At 64.6% G+C, this 17,194-nt stretch carries 15 protein-coding genes; 6 read left to right on the top strand and 9 right to left on the bottom strand.

Translation table 11 applies throughout. The annotated features are described in order from the left end of the window. Window positions 1–11: 11 nt before the first annotated feature. From ntrX to dusB, 3 genes are all read right to left on the bottom strand, one after another. A complete protein-coding gene (ntrX, locus tag IEW49_RS05575; protein WP_188641752.1) occupies window positions 12–1,406 on the bottom strand; it encodes a nitrogen assimilation response regulator NtrX in 1,395 nt (464 codons plus the stop codon). Continuing rightward, window positions 1,403–3,622: a sensor histidine kinase gene (locus tag IEW49_RS05570; RefSeq protein WP_188641751.1), complete on the bottom strand. Its 2,220-nt coding sequence runs from the start codon at window positions 3,620–3,622 to the stop codon at window positions 1,403–1,405. The genes ntrX and IEW49_RS05570 overlap by 4 nt, the downstream gene beginning before the upstream one ends. 75 nt (window positions 3,623–3,697) lie before the next feature. Continuing rightward, entirely contained in the window at window positions 3,698–4,729 is a 1,032-nt protein-coding gene (gene dusB, locus IEW49_RS05565) for a tRNA dihydrouridine synthase DusB (RefSeq protein ID WP_188641750.1), read from the bottom strand. A 74-nt stretch (window positions 4,730–4,803) separates the two neighbouring features. On the opposite strand from dusB, the gene IEW49_RS05560 reads away from it, so the two are divergent. Then, window positions 4,804–5,964 carry a bifunctional 2-C-methyl-D-erythritol 4-phosphate cytidylyltransferase/2-C-methyl-D-erythritol 2,4-cyclodiphosphate synthase gene (locus IEW49_RS05560; protein ID WP_188641749.1) on the top strand — a complete coding sequence of 387 codons (1,161 nt, stop codon included), beginning with the start codon at window positions 4,804–4,806 and terminating at the stop codon, window positions 5,962–5,964. Window positions 5,965–5,994: 30 nt separating this feature from the next. Beyond that, window positions 5,995–6,495: a CinA family protein gene (locus IEW49_RS05555; protein WP_188641748.1), complete on the top strand. Its 501-nt coding sequence runs from the start codon at window positions 5,995–5,997 to the stop codon at window positions 6,493–6,495. On the opposite strand, the gene IEW49_RS05550 is transcribed toward IEW49_RS05555, so the two are convergent. Together IEW49_RS05550 and lipA are read right to left on the bottom strand one after the other, a co-directional pair. After that, a complete protein-coding gene (locus IEW49_RS05550; RefSeq protein ID WP_188641747.1) occupies window positions 6,456–6,917 on the bottom strand; it encodes a type II toxin-antitoxin system RatA family toxin in 462 nt (153 codons plus the stop codon). The two genes, IEW49_RS05555 and IEW49_RS05550, sit on opposite strands and share 40 nt — an antisense overlap. Beyond that, on the bottom strand, window positions 6,917–7,855 hold the full coding sequence (gene lipA / locus IEW49_RS05545) for a lipoyl synthase (RefSeq protein ID WP_188641746.1): 939 nt from the start codon (window positions 7,853–7,855) through the stop codon (window positions 6,917–6,919). The genes IEW49_RS05550 and lipA overlap by 1 nt, the downstream gene beginning before the upstream one ends. A 67-nt stretch (window positions 7,856–7,922) precedes the next feature. On the opposite strand from lipA, the gene IEW49_RS05540 reads away from it, so the two are divergent. Together IEW49_RS05540 and IEW49_RS05535 are read left to right on the top strand one after the other, a co-directional pair. Then, on the top strand, window positions 7,923–8,561 hold the full coding sequence (locus tag IEW49_RS05540; RefSeq protein ID WP_188641745.1) for a carbonic anhydrase: 639 nt from the start codon (window positions 7,923–7,925) through the stop codon (window positions 8,559–8,561). A gap of 36 nt (window positions 8,562–8,597) precedes the next feature. Beyond that, window positions 8,598–9,326, top strand: a complete 729-nt coding sequence (locus IEW49_RS05535) for an NYN domain-containing protein (RefSeq protein WP_188641744.1) — start codon at window positions 8,598–8,600, stop codon at window positions 9,324–9,326. Between the two features lie 61 nt (window positions 9,327–9,387). Here the strand turns inward: IEW49_RS05535 and IEW49_RS05530 are convergent, their stop codons facing one another. Continuing rightward, window positions 9,388–10,740: a tetratricopeptide repeat protein gene (locus IEW49_RS05530; protein ID WP_188641743.1), complete on the bottom strand. Its 1,353-nt coding sequence runs from the start codon at window positions 10,738–10,740 to the stop codon at window positions 9,388–9,390. 315 nt (window positions 10,741–11,055) lie between these two features. Between IEW49_RS05530 and gyrA the strand changes: the two genes are divergently transcribed. Then, entirely contained in the window at window positions 11,056–13,908 is a 2,853-nt protein-coding gene (gene gyrA, locus IEW49_RS05525; RefSeq protein WP_188641742.1) for a DNA gyrase subunit A, read from the top strand. A 9-nt stretch (window positions 13,909–13,917) separates the two neighbouring features. Here the strand turns inward: gyrA and IEW49_RS05520 are convergent, their stop codons facing one another. After that, window positions 13,918–14,589, bottom strand: coding sequence for a lysoplasmalogenase family protein (locus IEW49_RS05520; protein WP_188641741.1), 672 nt, complete (start codon window positions 14,587–14,589; stop codon window positions 13,918–13,920). 69 nt (window positions 14,590–14,658) lie between these two features. Here IEW49_RS05520 and trmFO point away from each other — a divergent pair, with 69 nt between their 5' ends. Next, window positions 14,659–16,029 (top strand): methylenetetrahydrofolate--tRNA-(uracil(54)-C(5))-methyltransferase (FADH(2)-oxidizing) TrmFO, encoded by a 1,371-nt coding sequence (gene trmFO / locus IEW49_RS05515; RefSeq protein ID WP_188641740.1) that lies wholly within the window; start codon window positions 14,659–14,661, stop codon window positions 16,027–16,029. A 12-nt stretch (window positions 16,030–16,041) separates the two neighbouring features. On the opposite strand, the gene IEW49_RS05510 is transcribed toward trmFO, so the two are convergent. Next, complete coding sequence (locus IEW49_RS05510) at window positions 16,042–16,497, bottom strand: EF-hand domain-containing protein (RefSeq protein ID WP_188641739.1); 456 nt, start codon at window positions 16,495–16,497, stop codon at window positions 16,042–16,044. Window positions 16,498–16,527: 30 nt separating this feature from the next. Continuing rightward, window positions 16,528–17,193, bottom strand: a complete 666-nt coding sequence (locus IEW49_RS05505; RefSeq protein WP_188641738.1) for a squalene/phytoene synthase family protein — start codon at window positions 17,191–17,193, stop codon at window positions 16,528–16,530. Window position 17,194: the final 1 nt, after the last annotated feature.

Here is a 17,194-nt window from a genome sequence, read left to right as displayed (position 1 = left end):
CGGGATGTTCCCTATTTGCGTTCGGAAGCCTTTCGTTCGGCCATCCCGAGCAGCTTCATCTTGCGATGCAACGCCGAGCGTTCCATCCCGATGAAGGTCGCGGTGCGCGAAATATTGCCAGAAAACCGGCTGATCTGGACGCGAAGATATTCGCGTTCGAAGCTTTCGCGCGCCTCGCGCAATGGCGCCCCCATCAAGGCACCGATGCCGGTCTGGCCGCTGATCTTGCCTTCGGTGACTTCGGATGGAAGCAGGTCGACGTCGATCTTGGTCAATCGGTCGCGCGGCGCGAGGATGATCGTGCGTTCGATGACGTTTCGCAGCTGGCGGACGTTGCCCGGCCAGTCATAGGCCTGCAGCGCCGCCATCGCCTCGACGCTGATCTCGGGCGGCTGGATGCCCTGATCGGCGGCGTAGCGGGCGAAGAAATGATCGACCAGCGCGGGGATATCCTCGCGCCGCTCGGTCAGCGACGGGACCTCGACCGGCACGACGTTCAGGCGGTAGAACAGGTCTTCGCGGAAGCGCCGCTCCTCGATTTCCTCCTCGAGATTGCGCGACGAGGACGACACGACGCGCACATCGACCCTGATCTGCCGCGTGCCACCGACCCGCATGAACGACTGGTCGGTCAGAACCCGTAGGATGCGCGCCTGGGTCGAAAGCGGCATGTCGGCGACCTCGTCGAGGAACAGGGTGCCGCCATCGGCGGTCTCGAGCAGGCCCGGGCGCACCAGCTGGCCGTCAATCTCCTCGCCGAACAGTTCCTGTTCGAACAGTTCGGGCGTGATGCGCGCCGAGCTGACGATCACGAAGGCGCTGTTGGCACGCGGGCTCCACGAATGGAGCAGCCGCGCGGCCACTTCCTTGCCCGCCCCGGCCGGCCCGGTGATCAGCAGCCGGCTGCCGGTATTGGCGACCCGCTTGAGCGTCGCGCGGACCTGGTTGATCGCGGCCGAATTGCCGGTGAATTCGTGCGCGGTGGCAAAGCCCTGGCGCAATTGTGCGTTCTCGCGCCGCAAGCGTTCGGTCTCGGTCGCGCGTTCGACGAGGTGGAGCAGACGCTCGGCCTCGAACGGCTTCTCGATGAAGTCCATCGCCCCGCGCCCGATCGCGGCGACCGCGGTGTCGATATTGCCGTGGCCCGAGAATATGATCACCGGAAGTTCGGGCTCGCGCGCCTTGATCGCGTCGAGCACCTCGAGCCCGTCCATCGAACTGCCGTGCAACCACACGTCGAGCAGGACGAGGCTCGGTCGCCGTTCGTCGATCGCCGCCAGCGCGCCCTCGCCATCGGCCGCGGTGCGACATTCGTAGCCTTCGTCGCTCAATACCCCGGCGACGAGGTCGCGGATATCCTGCTCATCGTCGACGATCAGGACTTCGAGTTGCTTGCTTTCGCTCATTCGGCGGCCTCTCTCGTATTGGGATCGTGCGTTTCGACGCGGGGGTCGCGGGCGAAGGTCAGGGTGACGCGGGTTCCGCCCTGCTCGCGCGGGCCGAAGGTCATGGCGCCGCCATGTTCCTCGACGATCTTGTTGACGATCGCGAGACCCAGCCCGGTCCCGCGTTCGCGCGTGGTGACATAGGGTTCGACGATCTTCTCGCGTTCCTTGGGCAGGCCGATGCCGTTGTCCTCGATCAGGATGCGGACCAGTTCGCCTTCCCCTGAAATGCTCACATCGATCCGCCCGCGGAAATCGGGTTCTGCCGGCCCCGCCAGCGCATCGATCGCTTCGGCCGCGTTCTTGAGCACGTTGGTCATCGCCTGTCCGAACTGGTGGCGATCGCACTGGATCGCGTCGATCTCGCCCTCGACGGTCAGGCGGTAGTCGATTTCGGGATGGCCGACTTCCTGCAGGAAAAGCGCCTGCTTGGCGAGATCGACCGGGTCCTCGCGCCGGAAGGCGGGCTTCGGCAGGCGCGCGAAGCTGCTGAAGGCATCGACCATCGTGCGCAGCTCGCCGACCTGCCGCACGATCGTGCGGGTCAGCTCGTCGAACAGCTCGCCATCCTGCTCGATCTGCTTGCGATAGCGCCGCTTCAGGCGCTCGGTGGCGAGCTGGATCGGGGTAAGCGGGTTCTTGATCTCGTGCGCGATGCGTCGCGCGACGTCGGACCATGCCGCCTGCCGCTGGTCGAGGATCTGGCGGGTGATGTCCTCGAAGGTGATGACCTCGTAATCGTCGGTCCGAGTCGATTTGACCGCGAGGGTGAGGAGATCCCCGCCCTTCTCGTGCTGGACGATCTGACCCGAACGCGTGTGATCGAGATTGGCGAAAGCAGGCGCGATGTCGGCCATCTTCTCCCCCACCGGCATCTCGTCGAAACCGAGCAGGTCGAGCGCGGAGGAATTCATCAGCTGGACCCGCCCCTCCTCGTCGAGCGAGATGACCCCGGCGGTGACCGAGCCGAGCACGGTCTCGATGAACACGCCGCGTTCGTGCAGTTCCTCGTTCGCCCCGACCAGCGCGGTCGTCTGGCGCTCGATCTGGTCGGTCATGCGGTTGAAGGCACGATTGAGGAGCCCGACCTCGTCGGCGCCGGTGCGTCCCTCGACCCGCAGCGAATAATTGCCGGCCCCCACCCGGCGGGCGGCGCCGACGAGTTCGTAAAGCGGCTTCACCTGACGATCGGCATAACGCAGCGCAAACCAGATCGAGAGCGCGACCAACAGCAGCGCCAGCGCGAACAGCGCGACATTGGTGCGAAGCTGCAGAATCCGCGCGCGGCGGGTCAGGACCTCGTAGTCCTGCACGATGTTCTGCGCGCGTTCGCTCTGGCTGAATTCGAGCAGGTCCGACGAGCGAACGGTGTAGAGATAGACTCCCAATTCGCGGTCGATCGGAGCGACCGCCTCGATACCGGCGGCATTACGGGTGACCACCGGGTCCTCGCTGTCTGCCAGTTGCCGGATAGCGTCGGGCGCGATCTGCTTGCGGATCGGGTCGTTGGCGGGGAACGCCGCGATCAGCGCCTGCTCCTCGCCCTGGACCTGGATGATCGACGCCTTGTTGAGCCGCCGGTTAACGGTCTGGATCATGAACCCTTCGGAAAAGCTTTCGCTCGTGGTCGAGTTCTCGCTGAGGAATTCGCGCAGCTGAACCGACATCGCTTCGGTTTCGTTGCCGACGTCGAGCAGGTTTTGCTCGTAATAACCGCGCGCGAGCTTGTTCGCGTTTTCGAGCAGACCGCGCGACTGGTCCGAAAACCAGAATTCCACCCCGAACTGGAACAGCGCCGAGGCGAAGGCGACCACGAACAGCGTCGGCACCGCCGCGATCAGCGAGAAGATGAAGACGAGCCGCACATGCATGCGCCCGGTGCCCGCCTCGTTTTCCTGCGCGCGTTTGAGCGCCATCCGCCGCCCGAGCAGCACCAAGATCGCCAGCGCCGGAACGAGCGTACCGACCAACAGCGTGGTCGTCATCCGGGTGGGAAGCAGTTCGTTCTCTTCGGGCGAGCCCGCCAGCGTGGTCCAGGTCACCGCCGTCATGACGACGAAGGTGATCACCGCGGCGATCTCGATGAAGGCGAAGATGTTCGCGCGGCGCGCGGATACCATCAACCGCCGCAGCCAGAGCGGCAATCGTCGATTGGCCTTGAGAGCGTCGCTCGCCATATGAGGCTTGTGGGCGACACTGTTGCAATTTTGCAAGTCTTTTCGCGACGAACCGTCGACTGAGACCATCGGGCGTCAGGCCGCCTCGCGCCGGAGCAGCGGCTCGTAAAACCGCTCGAGTGACGCCATGACTTCGTTCGAGTCGTCGACGAAATTCACGGTGTTGCGGAATTCGGCCGAGCCCGGCAGCCCCTTGGTGTACCACCCGAGATGCTTGCGTGCGACCTTCACTCCGATGCTCTCGCCGTAAAGGTCGAGCATCGCGCGGTAGTGCTCCATCAGCGTGGCAAACTGCACTTCTACCGACGGATCGGGTTGCCGCTCTCCGCTATCGAGCCAACGCATAACCTGGCCGAGCAGCCACGGCTTGCCGTAGGCGCCGCGGCCGATCATCACGCCGTCGGCCCCACTCTGCTCGGCTGCCTGCGCGACATCGTCGATCGTATTGATGTCGCCATTGACGATCACCGGGATCGAGACCGCGTCCTTCACCTTGCGCACGAAGGCCCAGTCGGCACTTCCCTTGTACATCTGGTTGCGGGTCCGGCCGTGCACGGTGACCATTTTCACCCCAATATCCTCGGCGATCCGCGACAGTTCGGGGGCGTTGAGGCTCTGGTGGTCCCAGCCCATGCGCATCTTGACCGTAACCGGTACCGAAACTGCCTTAACAGTCGCTTCCATCAGCTTGATCGCCAACGGAACTTCGCGCATCAACGCGCTGCCGGCATAGCCATTGACTACCTTGCGCACCGGACAGCCGAAATTGATGTCGATGATCGCCGCGCCGTTGTCTTCCTGGAGCTTGGCAGCCTCGGCCATCGATTCCGGATCGCAGCCGACCAGCTGCATCGAGACCGGTTCCTCGATCGCGTCCCACGCGGCCTTCTGGACGCTCTGGCGCGTTTCGCGGATCGCCGCCTGGCTCGCGATCATCTCGGTGACGTTGAGCCCCGAGCCGAAACGGCGCACGAGCCGCCGGAAGGGCAGGTCGGTCACGCCGGTCATCGGCGCGAGCACGACCGGCTGCGCAATGCGCACCGGGCCGATATCGATCGGCGCCAGTTTGGGAGGCTGCGGGCTGGGAGGCTGCGGCAAATGGCTCATGACGATGTCCGGTAAGGTAGGAGGCCCCCTAGTCGATTGCCAGTTTCGCGGCAAGACGATAGGCGGCGCGGCAGATGAGCGAAGTCCCCTCCCCCCTCGCCGACCGTTCGGTCGCTGCGATCGTGGTCGCCGCCGGCACCGGCACGCGGGCCGGCAAGGACCTGCCCAAGCAATATGTGCGATGGAGAGGCAAGCCGGTGCTGCGCCATTCGGTCGAGCGCCTGCTCGACGCCGGGTGCGCGCCGGTGATGGTGGCGATCGCGCCCGGGGCGGATGAACTCGCCGCTGAGGCCGTCGGCGATCTCGAGGGCGTTGCGTTCTGCACCGGGGGGGACACCCGCCAACAATCGGTCGCGAACGCGCTCGAACGGTTGGCCGGGGCCGTACCGTCGATCATCCTGATCCACGATGCCGCGCGCCCGATCGTGCCGAATGCCGTGGTTGAGCGCCTGGTCGACGCCTTGTCAGGTTCTCCAGGCGCCATCCCGACCCTGCCGGTGGTTGATTCGCTCGCCGTCGCGCGCGACGGGCTGATGGGCGACAAGGCCGATCGGGACACCCTGCGCCGGGTTCAGACGCCGCAGGCGTTCCGCTTTCCCGAAATCCTCGCCGCGCACCGCGATTGGGGCGGCACCCCCGACGCCGGGGACGACGCGCAGGTGTTGCGCGCGCATGGCGGTAAGATCGCACTGGTCGAAGGCGACGAAGCGCTCAAGAAACTGACATTTGCGGAGGATTTCGAATTGGACCGACCCGCGATCCGCACCGGCATGGGATTCGACGTGCACCGTCTGGCCGAAGGCGAGAGCCTATGGCTAGGGGGATTGCAGATCGAGCATACCCATGGATTGGCCGGGCACAGCGATGCCGACGTTGCATTGCACGCGATCACCGATGCCGTGCTCGGCGCGATCGGCGCGGGCGATATCGGCGATCACTTCCCGCCCAGCGATCCGCAATGGAAGGGAGCCTCGTCGGACCAGTTTCTCGCCCATGCGGTCACGCGGGCGAACGAAGCGGGCTATGCGATCTGCAATATCGACCTCACGATCATCTGCGAGGCGCCCAAGATCGGCCCGCACCGCGCCGCGATGCGCGATCGGATCGCCCAAATCCTGGGAGTCGAAACGAGCGCCATCAGCGTCAAGGCAACCACCACCGAAGGCCTCGGCCTTACCGGGCGCCGCGAAGGGATCGCCGCTCAGGCCGTGGCGACATTGGCGGCGATAGGCTAGCAGCGCGGCTCTGCAAGGAATCGACTGGCTATGAGCTCTTCCACTCTCCTCCCGTCCGACATGGTCACCCTCGCCGAGAAGGTCGTCGCGCAGAATCGCAATGCAGGTCGGATGGTGGCGCTCGCCGAAAGTTGCACCGGCGGCCTCGTCGCCAGCGCGATCACCGAGGTGCCGGGCAGCTCGAGCGTGCTCGACCGCAGCTTCGTGACCTATTCGAATGCGGCCAAGATCGACATGCTCGGCGTGTCGTCGGACATTATCGACACCTTCGGCGCGGTCTCGGCCGCCTGCGCCTGGGAAATGGCGAAAGGCGCCCTCGCCCGCAGCGGAGCGGATGTCGCGGTCGCGGTTAGCGGGATCGCGGGACCGGGCGGCGGCAGCGAGCTCAAGCCGGTCGGCACGGTGGTGTTTGCCCGAGCCGTCAGCGGGCAGGAGGAATGCGAGGCCGAGGAACGCGTCTTTGCCGGCGGCACGCGGGCCGCGATCCGGCATCAGGCGACGTTGGTCGCGCTCGAGCTGTTGCTGCCGTAAAGGTCACCCGCGCGGGCTTCGAACGCTGCGACCATCTTGCGGAAGGCGCGATCGGCATATTGACCGGCGAGCGCTTCGAACACCTTGTTCTTGAACGTGAAATCGACGCAGAAATCGATCCGGCATCGGCCATCGCCGTCGGGTTCGAAAGTCCAGCTATTGTCGAGATCGCGCAGCGGCCCGTCGACGTAATGGACGAGGATCGAGCGTGGCCGATCCTTCGTCACCCGAGAGGTGAATTTCTCGCGGATCGCTTTGAAGCCGACCAGCATGTCCGCCGTCATCTCGGTGGCGCTGTCCGAGCGCACCCGCGTCGCGACGACCCACGGCAGGAATTCCGGATACTTGTCGACGTCCGCGACGAGGTCGAACATCTGCTCGCAGCTATAGGGCAGCCGCTTCGAATCGCGGATGTGCGGCATCAGCCCTTCGCCTTTGCCAGCTTTGCCTCCCGTGCGGCGCGCATTTCGGCGAAATCGTCGCCGGCGTGATAGCTCGAGCGCGTCAGCGGGCTCGAAGCGACCTGCAGGAAACCCTTCGCCCGTGCGATCGCGCCGAAGGCCGAGAACGCCTTCGGGGTTACGAAATCCGCGACTTTGGCATGCTTAGGCGTCGGTTGGAGGTACTGACCCATGGTCATGAAATCGATGTCGGCGCAGCGCATGTCGTCCATCACCTGATGCACTTCGAGCCGCTGTTCGCCGAGCCCGAGCATGATGCCCGACTTGGTGAAGATCATCGGGTCGTGGCGCTTGACCTCTTCGAGCAGGCGCAGCGAGGCGTAATAGCGCGCTCCCGGCCGGATCGTCGGATACAGCCGCGGGACCGTCTCGAGATTGTGGTTGAACACGTCGGGACCCGCCGCGACGATCGCCTCGATCGCGGGCCGCATCTTGCCGCGAAAATCGGGCGTGAGGATCTCGATCGTGGTATCCGGCGTGTTACGCCGGAGCGCCTCGATCACCTTGACGAACTGGCTCGCACCGCCATCGGGCAGGTCGTCGCGATCGACGCTGGTGATCACGATGTGCTCGAGTCCGAGCTTCGCTGCCGCGGTTGCGACGTGTTCGGGCTCCTGCTCGTCGACGATGCGCGGCATGCCCGTCTTGACGTTGCAGAACGCGCAGGCGCGGGTACAGACGTCGCCGAGGATCATCACCGTGGCGTGCTTCTTGGTCCAGCACTCGCCGATATTCGGGCAGGCAGCCTCTTCGCAGACGGTATTGAGGTTGAGTTCGCGCATCAGCTTGCGCGTCTCGCCATATCCCTTGGATACCGGCGCTTTCACCCGAATCCAGTCGGGCTTGCGCTGACGCTCGGGACGCTCTTCGGGCTGCGGGGCGGAGGACAGGTCGTTCATGCCCGCCCACTTAGGGGCGTTCGCTCCATCTTGCCAGTCCTGTGAAGGCGCGGCATGGGGCGGGACCATGAAGAACTTTTCCGAACTCGTCGAAGGCTACGGCCGTTTTCGCTCCACCGACTGGCAGCAGCAGCGCGATCGCTGGGCGACGCTGGCCGAAGGACAGTCGCCCAAGGTCATGGTGATCGCCTGTTCGGACAGCCGTGTCGATCCGGCGCAGATCTTCGACGTCGATCCGGGCGAGATCTTCGTCGTGCGCAATGTCGCGGCGATGGTTCCGCCCTACGAGACCACCCCCGGGCACCACGGCGTATCGGCCGCGGTGGAATTCGCGGTCCAGTTCCTCAAGGTGAGCGAGGTCGTGATCATGGGCCACGGCATGTGCGGTGGCTGCCAGGCGGCGCTGACGCAGGATTTGCATGGCAACGACCCAGGTGCGGGCGGTTTCGTCGCCGACTGGGTCGGGATGCTCGACGAAGCGCGCGAACCCGTCGCCCGCGAGCTGGGCACCACCGGGCGCGAAGCGGAGCTCGCGATGGAGCTGGCCGCGGTGAAGGCGAGCCTTGCGAACCTGCGCAGCTTCCCGTTTGTAAAGGACCGCGAGGACAAAGGCGAACTGGTCCTGCGGGGCGCGCACTTCGCGATTTCGGACGGTATCTTGCGCCTGCTCGACGAGGATAGCGGGGAATTCTCTCCCGCTGATTGATTTGCTTCGTTCGGAGAAGGCCCTAAGTGGGTTCGCATGCCCGAAGCTGACCTCCAGAACATCGCCCTCCTGATCGACGCGGACAATACCAGCCCGCGCGGGATCGACCCCGTGCTCACCGTGATGGCCGAACTCGGCCAGGTGAACATCAAGCGCGCCTACGGGAATTTCGCGAAGAACAACCTGCAGAACTGGGACAAGATAACGCACAAATACGGAATCCGTCCGCAGCAGCAGTTCGACCTGACCGCGGGCAAGAATGCGACCGACATGGCGATGACGATCGACGCGATCGACCTGCTCTACCAGGGCAAGGTCGACGGCTTCGGGATCATGAGTTCGGACAGCGATTTCACCCCGCTGGTCACGCGGCTGCGCCAGGACGGTCTGATCGTCTACGGTTTCGGGAGCACCAAGAAGACCCCGGCCGCATTCAAGAGCGCCTGCACCCGCTTCATCGATATCGACGCGCTGATCGCCGGTGCGTCGGACGAGCCCTCCCCCGGCAAATCGAAGAAAAAGGACGAGAAGCAGACGATCGACGAGGAGTTGGTTGCCCTGCTTGGCACGGCATGGAAGGCCGCCAATCGCGATGAGGACGGGTTCGCCTCGCTTGGCGAGGTCGGGCTGATCGCGGGCAACCGTTCGAGCTTCGACGTGCGCAATTACGGGTTTAAGCGGTTGTCAGACCTGTTCGACGCGATCGACCAGTTCCAAATGGAACGCCGCGACGACAACCAGTATTACGTTCGCCGACTGCGCTGATACGAAAACGGCGCGGAACCGAAGCCCCGCGCCGCTCTCTAAATCGATTTATTGTGGTCGATCAGCCCGCCTGCTGGGCGGCGTAGATCCGCCACAGATTGGCAATCGCAGCCCACTCGCCGTTGATCGAGGCAAAGGTTTCCTGCGCCTCGGCATGCTTGCCCTGTTCGAGCTGGGCGATGCCGATACGGGTCATGAACATGCCCTTGTCGGCACCCGGCATTTCCATTGCCATGCGGAAAAATTCCTCGGCGACGGCAGGCTGGTCATAGTCGAGGTACGCATCACCCGCCGCAGTCACCGTGAGCAGCGTAGCACCGGCCTTGCGGGCGTCGGCGCCCAGCGACGCAAGTTCGCCACCCTGGTCGACGGCGACCTGCTTGCGGGCCTCGGCCTGGGTCTGCGACACGAGCGCTTCGTCGGCCTCGAGATAGCCCTTGGCGATGCCCAGTTCGATCGCATCAAGGACTTCCTGCGGCCGCCTGCGATGATCGGCATACTGGACGATCGCGGTGACGTCCGGACGATTCTGGACGCTGTCGGTCAGCACCATCAGCCGCTGGAGGTCGAGCACCGCTTCATCGGCGCTGTAACCGTCGCGCACGAGGATGATGGCATTGGCCCAATTCTTTTCCGTCGGGTAATACTCGACCAGCCTGAAGGCGTAATCGTTCGCATTCGGGGCTTCGAGTTCGCGCGCGATCGAATAGGCACGAAGCAACAGGTCCTCGCTCGGCGCGGTCCCGGCAACGGCCTGGTCCTCAATCATGTCGTCGATATAGGCCAGCGCCCCGGCCCGGTCGCCTTCGCGAATATAAGTCACGACGATGTTGTTGCGCAGGTTCGGATCGGTCGCGCCTGAATCGATCGCCATCTGGAAGGCTTCGCGCGCCTTCGCGTATTCCTCGCGATCGAAGTGGATCATCGCCCGCGCATTGCTGAGCTGCGATTTGCGCGTTGCGGTCTGCAGGCCGCTGGCGGTTTCCTCGACGATGCCTTCGAGCTGGAGCCCGGGATCGTCGGTCAGCAAGCCGTAATTGATCGCGAACTGGCCCCAATAGAAGCGGTCGGAGGGATTTTCGATTTCCGCCTTTGCGTCGCGGAGCATCTTCAGGTCTTCGGCGACGGTCTGGCGCAGCTCGGCACGACCCTGTTCGCGGGCGGCCCCTTCGGAGCTGCGCACCTGCTGCGCACGCGCCTGAAGTTCGGTGTTTTCGGTCCGCTTGTTGAACGCATCGATCACCGGCCTAATCGCCTTCTGGAAATCACGCGAAGGCTTGAGTTCGGGCTGTTCTTCCTGCGCGTGCACGGCCGGAGAAGCGGCCATGCCGGCGACGCCGCCGGTGGCCAGTGCAAGTGCGATCATGGGTTTGCCGAGAAATGCGCGCGACTTGCGCGAAATGGACGAAATCATGTGAAAGAGTCCCTTTGATATTATCAGAAGGCGGCATGGCTGAGGGAGGCCCGGCCGCTGAAATCGGAATTTGCCTCTGGCGGCTCGCAAGCCCGCTGGCAACCTCCCCTTACTAGCAAAACGGCGCTGAATGGGGATTGAATGGGAAACGTCGAGCCCGTTTCTCAGGTTCCGGCGACCGGTGTGGATAAATCGCTCGTTTCAGCGTGCCGGGAGGGTTGTTCGCTGGCGATTTCGGGCCGCTTCCGGTAGGGTTTTCCCTATTGAGACGGCCCCGCGTGCCGTCGTTTCCGACAACTACCGAACGGACGCCCCTTGGCAGACGATACCGACCTGATCGACACCCCCTCTTCCCCCGAAGGCGCCTATCCGCGCATCGACATCGTCGATGAGATGAAGACCAGCTATCTCGATTACGCGATGAGCGTGATCGTGAGCCGCGCGCTGCCCGACGTGCGCGACGGCCTGAAGCCGGTTCACCGGCGGATCCTGTTTGCCAGCCAGGAAGGCGGCTTCGTCGCCGGTCGGCCCTATCGCAAGAGCGCCAAGATCGTCGGCGACGTGATGGGCAACTATCATCCGCATGGCGATGCTGCGATCTACGATGCGCTCGCGCGTATGACGCAGGACTGGTCGCTGCGCGTCCCGCTGGTCGACGGCCAAGGCAATTTCGGCTCGATGGACCCCGATCCGCCGGCCTCGATGCGTTACACCGAGGCGCGCCTCGCCAGGGTCGCCAATTCGCTGCTCGACGATCTCGACAAGGACACCGTCGATTTCGCTGACAATTACGACGGTTCGCGGCGAGAACCGACCGTCCTTCCGGCGCGTTTCCCGAACCTGCTGGTTAACGGCGCGGGCGGGATCGCGGTCGGCATGGCGACCAATATTCCGCCGCACAATCTCGGCGAGGTGATCGACGGCTGTCTCGCCTATATCGACAACCCTTCAATCAGTTCGGAGGAACTCTTCGAGCTGATTCCAGGGCCCGACTTCCCCACGGCGCCGCTTATCCTCGGCAAGTCGGGCGCACGTGCGGCCTACACCACCGGGCGCGGTTCGATCTTGATGCGCTGTCGTCACGAGATCGAGGCGACGCGCGGCGCCAAGAGCGAAGGTCGCCAATCGATCGTGCTGACCTCGATCCCGTTCCAGGTGGGCAAGTCGAACCTCGTCGAGAAGATCGCCGATGCCGCCAAGGAAAAGCGGATCGAGGGCATTTCCGACATCCGCGACGAATCGAGCCGCGAGGGCGTGCGCATCGTGGTCGATCTCAAGCGCGATGCCACGCCCGACGTGGTGCTCAACCAGATCTGGCGCCACACCCCTGCACAGTCGAGCTTCCCTGCCAACATGCTCGCGATCCGCGGCGGTCGGCCCGAAGTGCTCTCGCTGCGCGACATCATTTCGTCGTTCATTGGCTTCCGCGAACAGGTCATCACACGGCGCACCAAGTTCGAGCTCAACAAGGCCCGCGACCGGGCACACATCCTGCTCGGTCTCGTGGTGGCGGTGTCGAACCTCGACGAGGTCGTCGCCATCATCCGCGGCGCGCCCAACCCGCAGGCCGCGCGCGAAAAGCTGCTCGCCCGCGAATGGCCGATCGGCGAGATCGCGCAATATATCCAGCTGGTCGAAGCGATCGACCCTTCCGCCGACGAGGAAGGCGGTACCTACAAGCTGTCCGAACGCCAGGTGAAGGCAATCCTGGCGCTGCGGCTCTCCAGTCTCACCGCGCTCGGTCGCGACGAGATCGGCGACGAGCTCAAGGAACTGTCGATCGCGATCGAGGAATACCTCTCGATCCTTGCCGATCGCGTGAAGCTCTACGGCGTGATGCGCGACGAGCTCGAGGAAATCCGCGAAACCTATGCCACGCCGCGCATTACCGAGATCGCGCCGGCCTGGGACGGGCTCGAGGACGAGGACCTGATCGAGCGCGACGACATGGTCATCACGGTGACCCATGGCGGCTATATCAAGCGTACCCCGCTCTCGACCTTCCGCGCACAGGCGCGCGGCGGCAAGGGCCGCTCGGGCATGGCGACCAAGGACGAAGACGCCGTGGTCGAAATGTTCGTAACTTCGACGCACAACCCCGTGTTGTTCTTCACCAATACCGGCCGCGTCTATCGCATGAAGGTGTGGAAGCTGCCCGAAGGCGGACCGCAGACCCGCGGCCGCCCGATGGTCAACCTCCTGCCGCTCGGCGACGACGAACTGGTCACCAACGTTCTGCCGCTGCCCGAAAACGAGGACGAATGGGCCTCGCTCGGGATCGTCTTCGCGACCGAGCAGGGCATGGTGCGCCGCAACTCGATGGATGCCTTCACCAACGTACCGTCTAACGGCAAATACGCGATGGGCTTCGTCGAGGGCAGCGACGACCGCCTGATCGGCGTTCGCCTCGTCGGTGAGACGCAGGAAGTCTTCCTCGCCAACGATGCCGGCAAGGCGATCCGCTTCGCCGCTACCGATGCGCGCGAGACCAAGAGCCGCACCGGGATCGGCGTTCAGGGCATGGGTCCGAAGGGCGACGTCAGGGTCGTATCGCTCGCGACGCTCAACTCGACCGGCACCACTATGGAGGAACGCGAAGCATATCTCCGCGCGGCCCCGTGGAAGAACAACGGCGCGACACCCGAACTGTCTGCCGAACGGATGGCCGAAATGGCCGAGATGGAGCAATTCGTACTTACGATCTGCGCCAAGGGCTACGGCAAGATCAGCTCGGCTTACGAGTATCGCGTCACCAAGCGCGGCGGCAAGGGCGTGGTCAATATCGGCTCGCCCGAAAGCGATCCCGATCGCAACGGGCCGGTCGTCGCGAGCTTCACCGTGACCCATGGAGACCAGGTCATGCTGGTGACCGACCAGGCCAAGCTGATCCGCCTCCCGATCACCTTCCGCCACGAGCTCGAGGACGGGTTCGAGGATAATAAGGGCTTCTCGATCATCGGACGCGGTTCGGCGGGGGTGAAACTGTTCAGCGTCTCGAACAACGAACGCATCGTCAGCGTCGCAAGGATCGACGAGGACGAGGCCCCCGAAAACGAAGCCGAGGAAGCGATCGCCGAGGACATGGCCGGGCGGGGCGCGGAAGAGACCACGCCCCACACGACCGCCCATTCGGACGACAATATCGAAGGCGAACCCGACGCGAGCTAGCGCCCCGCGCTAGGCCGCGTCGGGCGCGTGGCGTTCTCCACGGAGCCTCTGGACGACCCCGGTCACGATCAGGAACTGGCCGAGATAATAGAGCGGCCAGACAAGCCATTCGGCAATTCCCGGATCGAGCCGCTCCGCCTCGCGGGCGAATATCACAAGGTCAGAAACGACGAACAGCACCGCGCCGATCCCGACCTGGTAGCGCGAGAAGCGGCTGGTCCAGGCGCTCGCAGCCATCATTCCGAGAGCAAGCGCGTAAATGGTCGCCAGCATCCAACCCTCCTGCGGGGCGGCGATCATCACCGTCAGCAGGGGTGTTCCGAGCAGGAGCGCGTAGGCCGCCAGCTTCTGGCTCGAGACGATCTTCGTCCGCGCATTGCGGCGATAGAGCGCGATCGCCACGATGTGGCCGATCGCGAACAGGCCCGCGCCGAGCTCGAGCGATAATTCGATCCCGATATCGCCCGCGGCCCCCAGCGCCATGACGAGCGCGATCAGCGCACCGTCGACGCCGCGCCCGCGATCCCACGCATAAAGCGCGAGGACGCCGACGCAGCTCCCCTTCCATGCGATCAGCCACAGGCCGGGCACGCGCCCGTCGCTGGCGAAAAAATAGGCGATCGCCAGCACCAGACTCAGCAACAGGTACGGTCGGCGATCGATCAAGGCGGCTCGTGGCATCGCTGTCTCCCCTCGCCTGCGCGCTTAGCGCTGGACGCCGCCCCCTGGCAATCTGTAGTGGGCGCGACCATGGCACATGATATCCACATCATCGGCGGCGGCCTCGCCGGGAGCGAAGCCGCGTGGCAATTGGCGCGGCGCGGCTACAAGGTCCGCCTGTCCGAAATGCGCGGCGGCGGCGACATGACTCCCGCGCACCAGACCGACGGGCTTGCCGAACTGGTCTGTTCGAACAGCTTTCGCTCCGACGACGACGAAAAGAACGCGGTCGGCCTGCTCCACCACGAAATGCGGCGGCTCGACAGCATCGTCATGCAGGCGGGCGAAGTGGCACGCGTCCCCGCCGGCAGCGCGATGGCGGTCGACCGCGACATCTTCTCGGCCGAAGTCCAGCGGGCGCTGACCGAGCACCCGAATATCACCGTCGTACGCGAACGGGTTGATGCCCTGCCCGACTCCGGGCCGACCATCGTTGCCACCGGACCGCTGACCGCGCAGTCGCTCGCCGAAAGCATCGTCACCGCGACCGGTAGCGACCGGCTCGCCTTCTTCGACGCGATCGCGCCGATCGTACACCGCGACAGCATCGACATGTCGAAATGCTGGATTCAGAGCCGCTGGAACAAGCGCACCGAAGCCTCGAACGAGGACGGCGACTACATCAACTGCCCGATGACCAAGGAGCAGTACGAAGCCTTCCACCAAGGGCTGATCGACGGCGAAAAGACAGAATTCCGCGAGTGGGAAAAGGACACGCCATATTTCGAAGGCTGCATGCCGATCGAGGTGATGGCGGCCCGCGGTGTCGAAACTTTGCGTTACGGACCGATGAAGGGCGTCGGGCTCGACAATCCCTATGACACCACCGAGGAACATCCGCAGGGCCGTTGGCCCTATGCCGTGGTGCAGCTGCGCCAAGACAACAAGCTCGGCACGTTGTGGAACATGGTCGGATTCCAGACCAAGCTCAAATACGGCGCGCAGATCGAGCTGTTTCGCACCATTCCCGGGCTCGAGAACGCCGAATTCGCGCGGCTCGGCGGTTTGCACCGCAACACCTTCCTCAATTCGCCGGTCGTGCTCGATCGCCAGCTACGGCTCAACAAGGCCCCGCATATCCGTTTCGCCGGACAGGTCACCGGCTGCGAAGGTTATGTCGAGAGTGCAGCCGTCGGGTTGATGGCAGGCATGATGGCGGCCGAGGAAATGGCGGGTCGCGACTGGACGCCGCTACCGCGTGAGACCGCGATGGGCGCCCTCCTCTCGCATATTACCGGCGATGCCGATGCGACGCACTTCCAGCCCATGAACGTCAATTTCGGGCTCTTCCCTCCTTTCGAGGAGCGGGTACACAAGAAGGCCCGCAAGGAAGCCTATACCAATCGCGCGAAGGAAAGCTTCGGACGCTGGCTCGAAGGGATGGAACGGGTCCCCGCCTAGCCTACTTCGCGCTCAGCAGCGGCAGGCAGGCTTGGCAGAGCGCCTGGGCGCGGTGGTCCGGAATTCCTCGGGCGTCAGGACGTTGTCCCGGTCCGCATCGGCGCCATCGAAGCGATCGACCGTAGTCACCGCCCATTCCTCGAAGGTCAGCAAATTGTTGCCGTCCTTGTCGAGCTTGCGAAACGCCTTGGTCCGCGTCGAGAGCATTTCCCGGCGGGTGATCTGCAGGTCGCGGTTGCGATCGTAGCGGAAGAAGCGTCGCTGCTCGCGCGTCAGCTCGGTCGCTTCGGGCAAGTCGGGTCCGCGCATATCGCCCGGGTCGGCGCTCGGTAGCGCTTGGGGATCGCCTGTTTCCTCGATCTCGGGCGGTGGCGCCGCCTCTTCGACCTGCGCCTTCCCCTGCCACCAGAACAGCCCCGCACCGGCCAGGACCAGACCCACGAACGCACCGCTTGCGAGGCCTTTCATCGCGATCTCCCCCATTCGACCGGGGGAAGTCTAGCGCCCGAACAGCCCGATGCGCAATGCGGTCGTCATGTCCGACGCGCGCGACAGCGGCGGACGATCATTGCGCAAGGCACGCTGCGCCAGGCCATCGAGCACGCCGAGGGCACGAAGGTTGCGCGGCAGCGCCGCGGTCGGGGCAATAGATCCCGCAAGCTTCAACGCCATCGACCTTTCGGTAGCTTCGGCATGGCTCCATGCAAGATCGAGCAGGGCCCAGCGCTTGCCCGCCCGAGCGACGGCGGGCAACGCGGCGCCTTCCCCCACATGTGCCGCCAGCGCAACCCAGCCCTGTGCACGGCCCTCCGCATGAGCCAGGAGGTCCTCCGGTCCGAGCGGGCGCTCACCCAGCAACCGCTCCCAACCGTCGACGACATGCGCCAGTTTTCCCGCATGCCCTCCCAGGTCGCGGAAATTCGACAGCAGCGGATTTCCCTTCGGCCAGTCGGATGGGTCCTGAGCAAAACGATCGCGCCACCAGGCGAGCCGCATCTGTGCCAGCACCGGCTCGCTCGCATTGCGCACGAACCCGTCGAACTGCACATCGAGCAGCATCACTGTGGCGATCATATCGCGGATCGCGGCAGGCGCGTATGCGAGAGCGAGCCGTGGTGCGCGCGGCAGGCGATCGAGATCGGGGAGTTCTTGTTGTTGCGCCATG

The organism is Pseudoblastomonas marina (assembly GCF_014641655.1).
Lineage (GTDB): Bacteria > Pseudomonadota > Alphaproteobacteria > Sphingomonadales > Sphingomonadaceae > Alteriqipengyuania_A > Alteriqipengyuania_A marina.
This window is presented reverse-complemented; position numbering and strand designations above follow the sequence as displayed.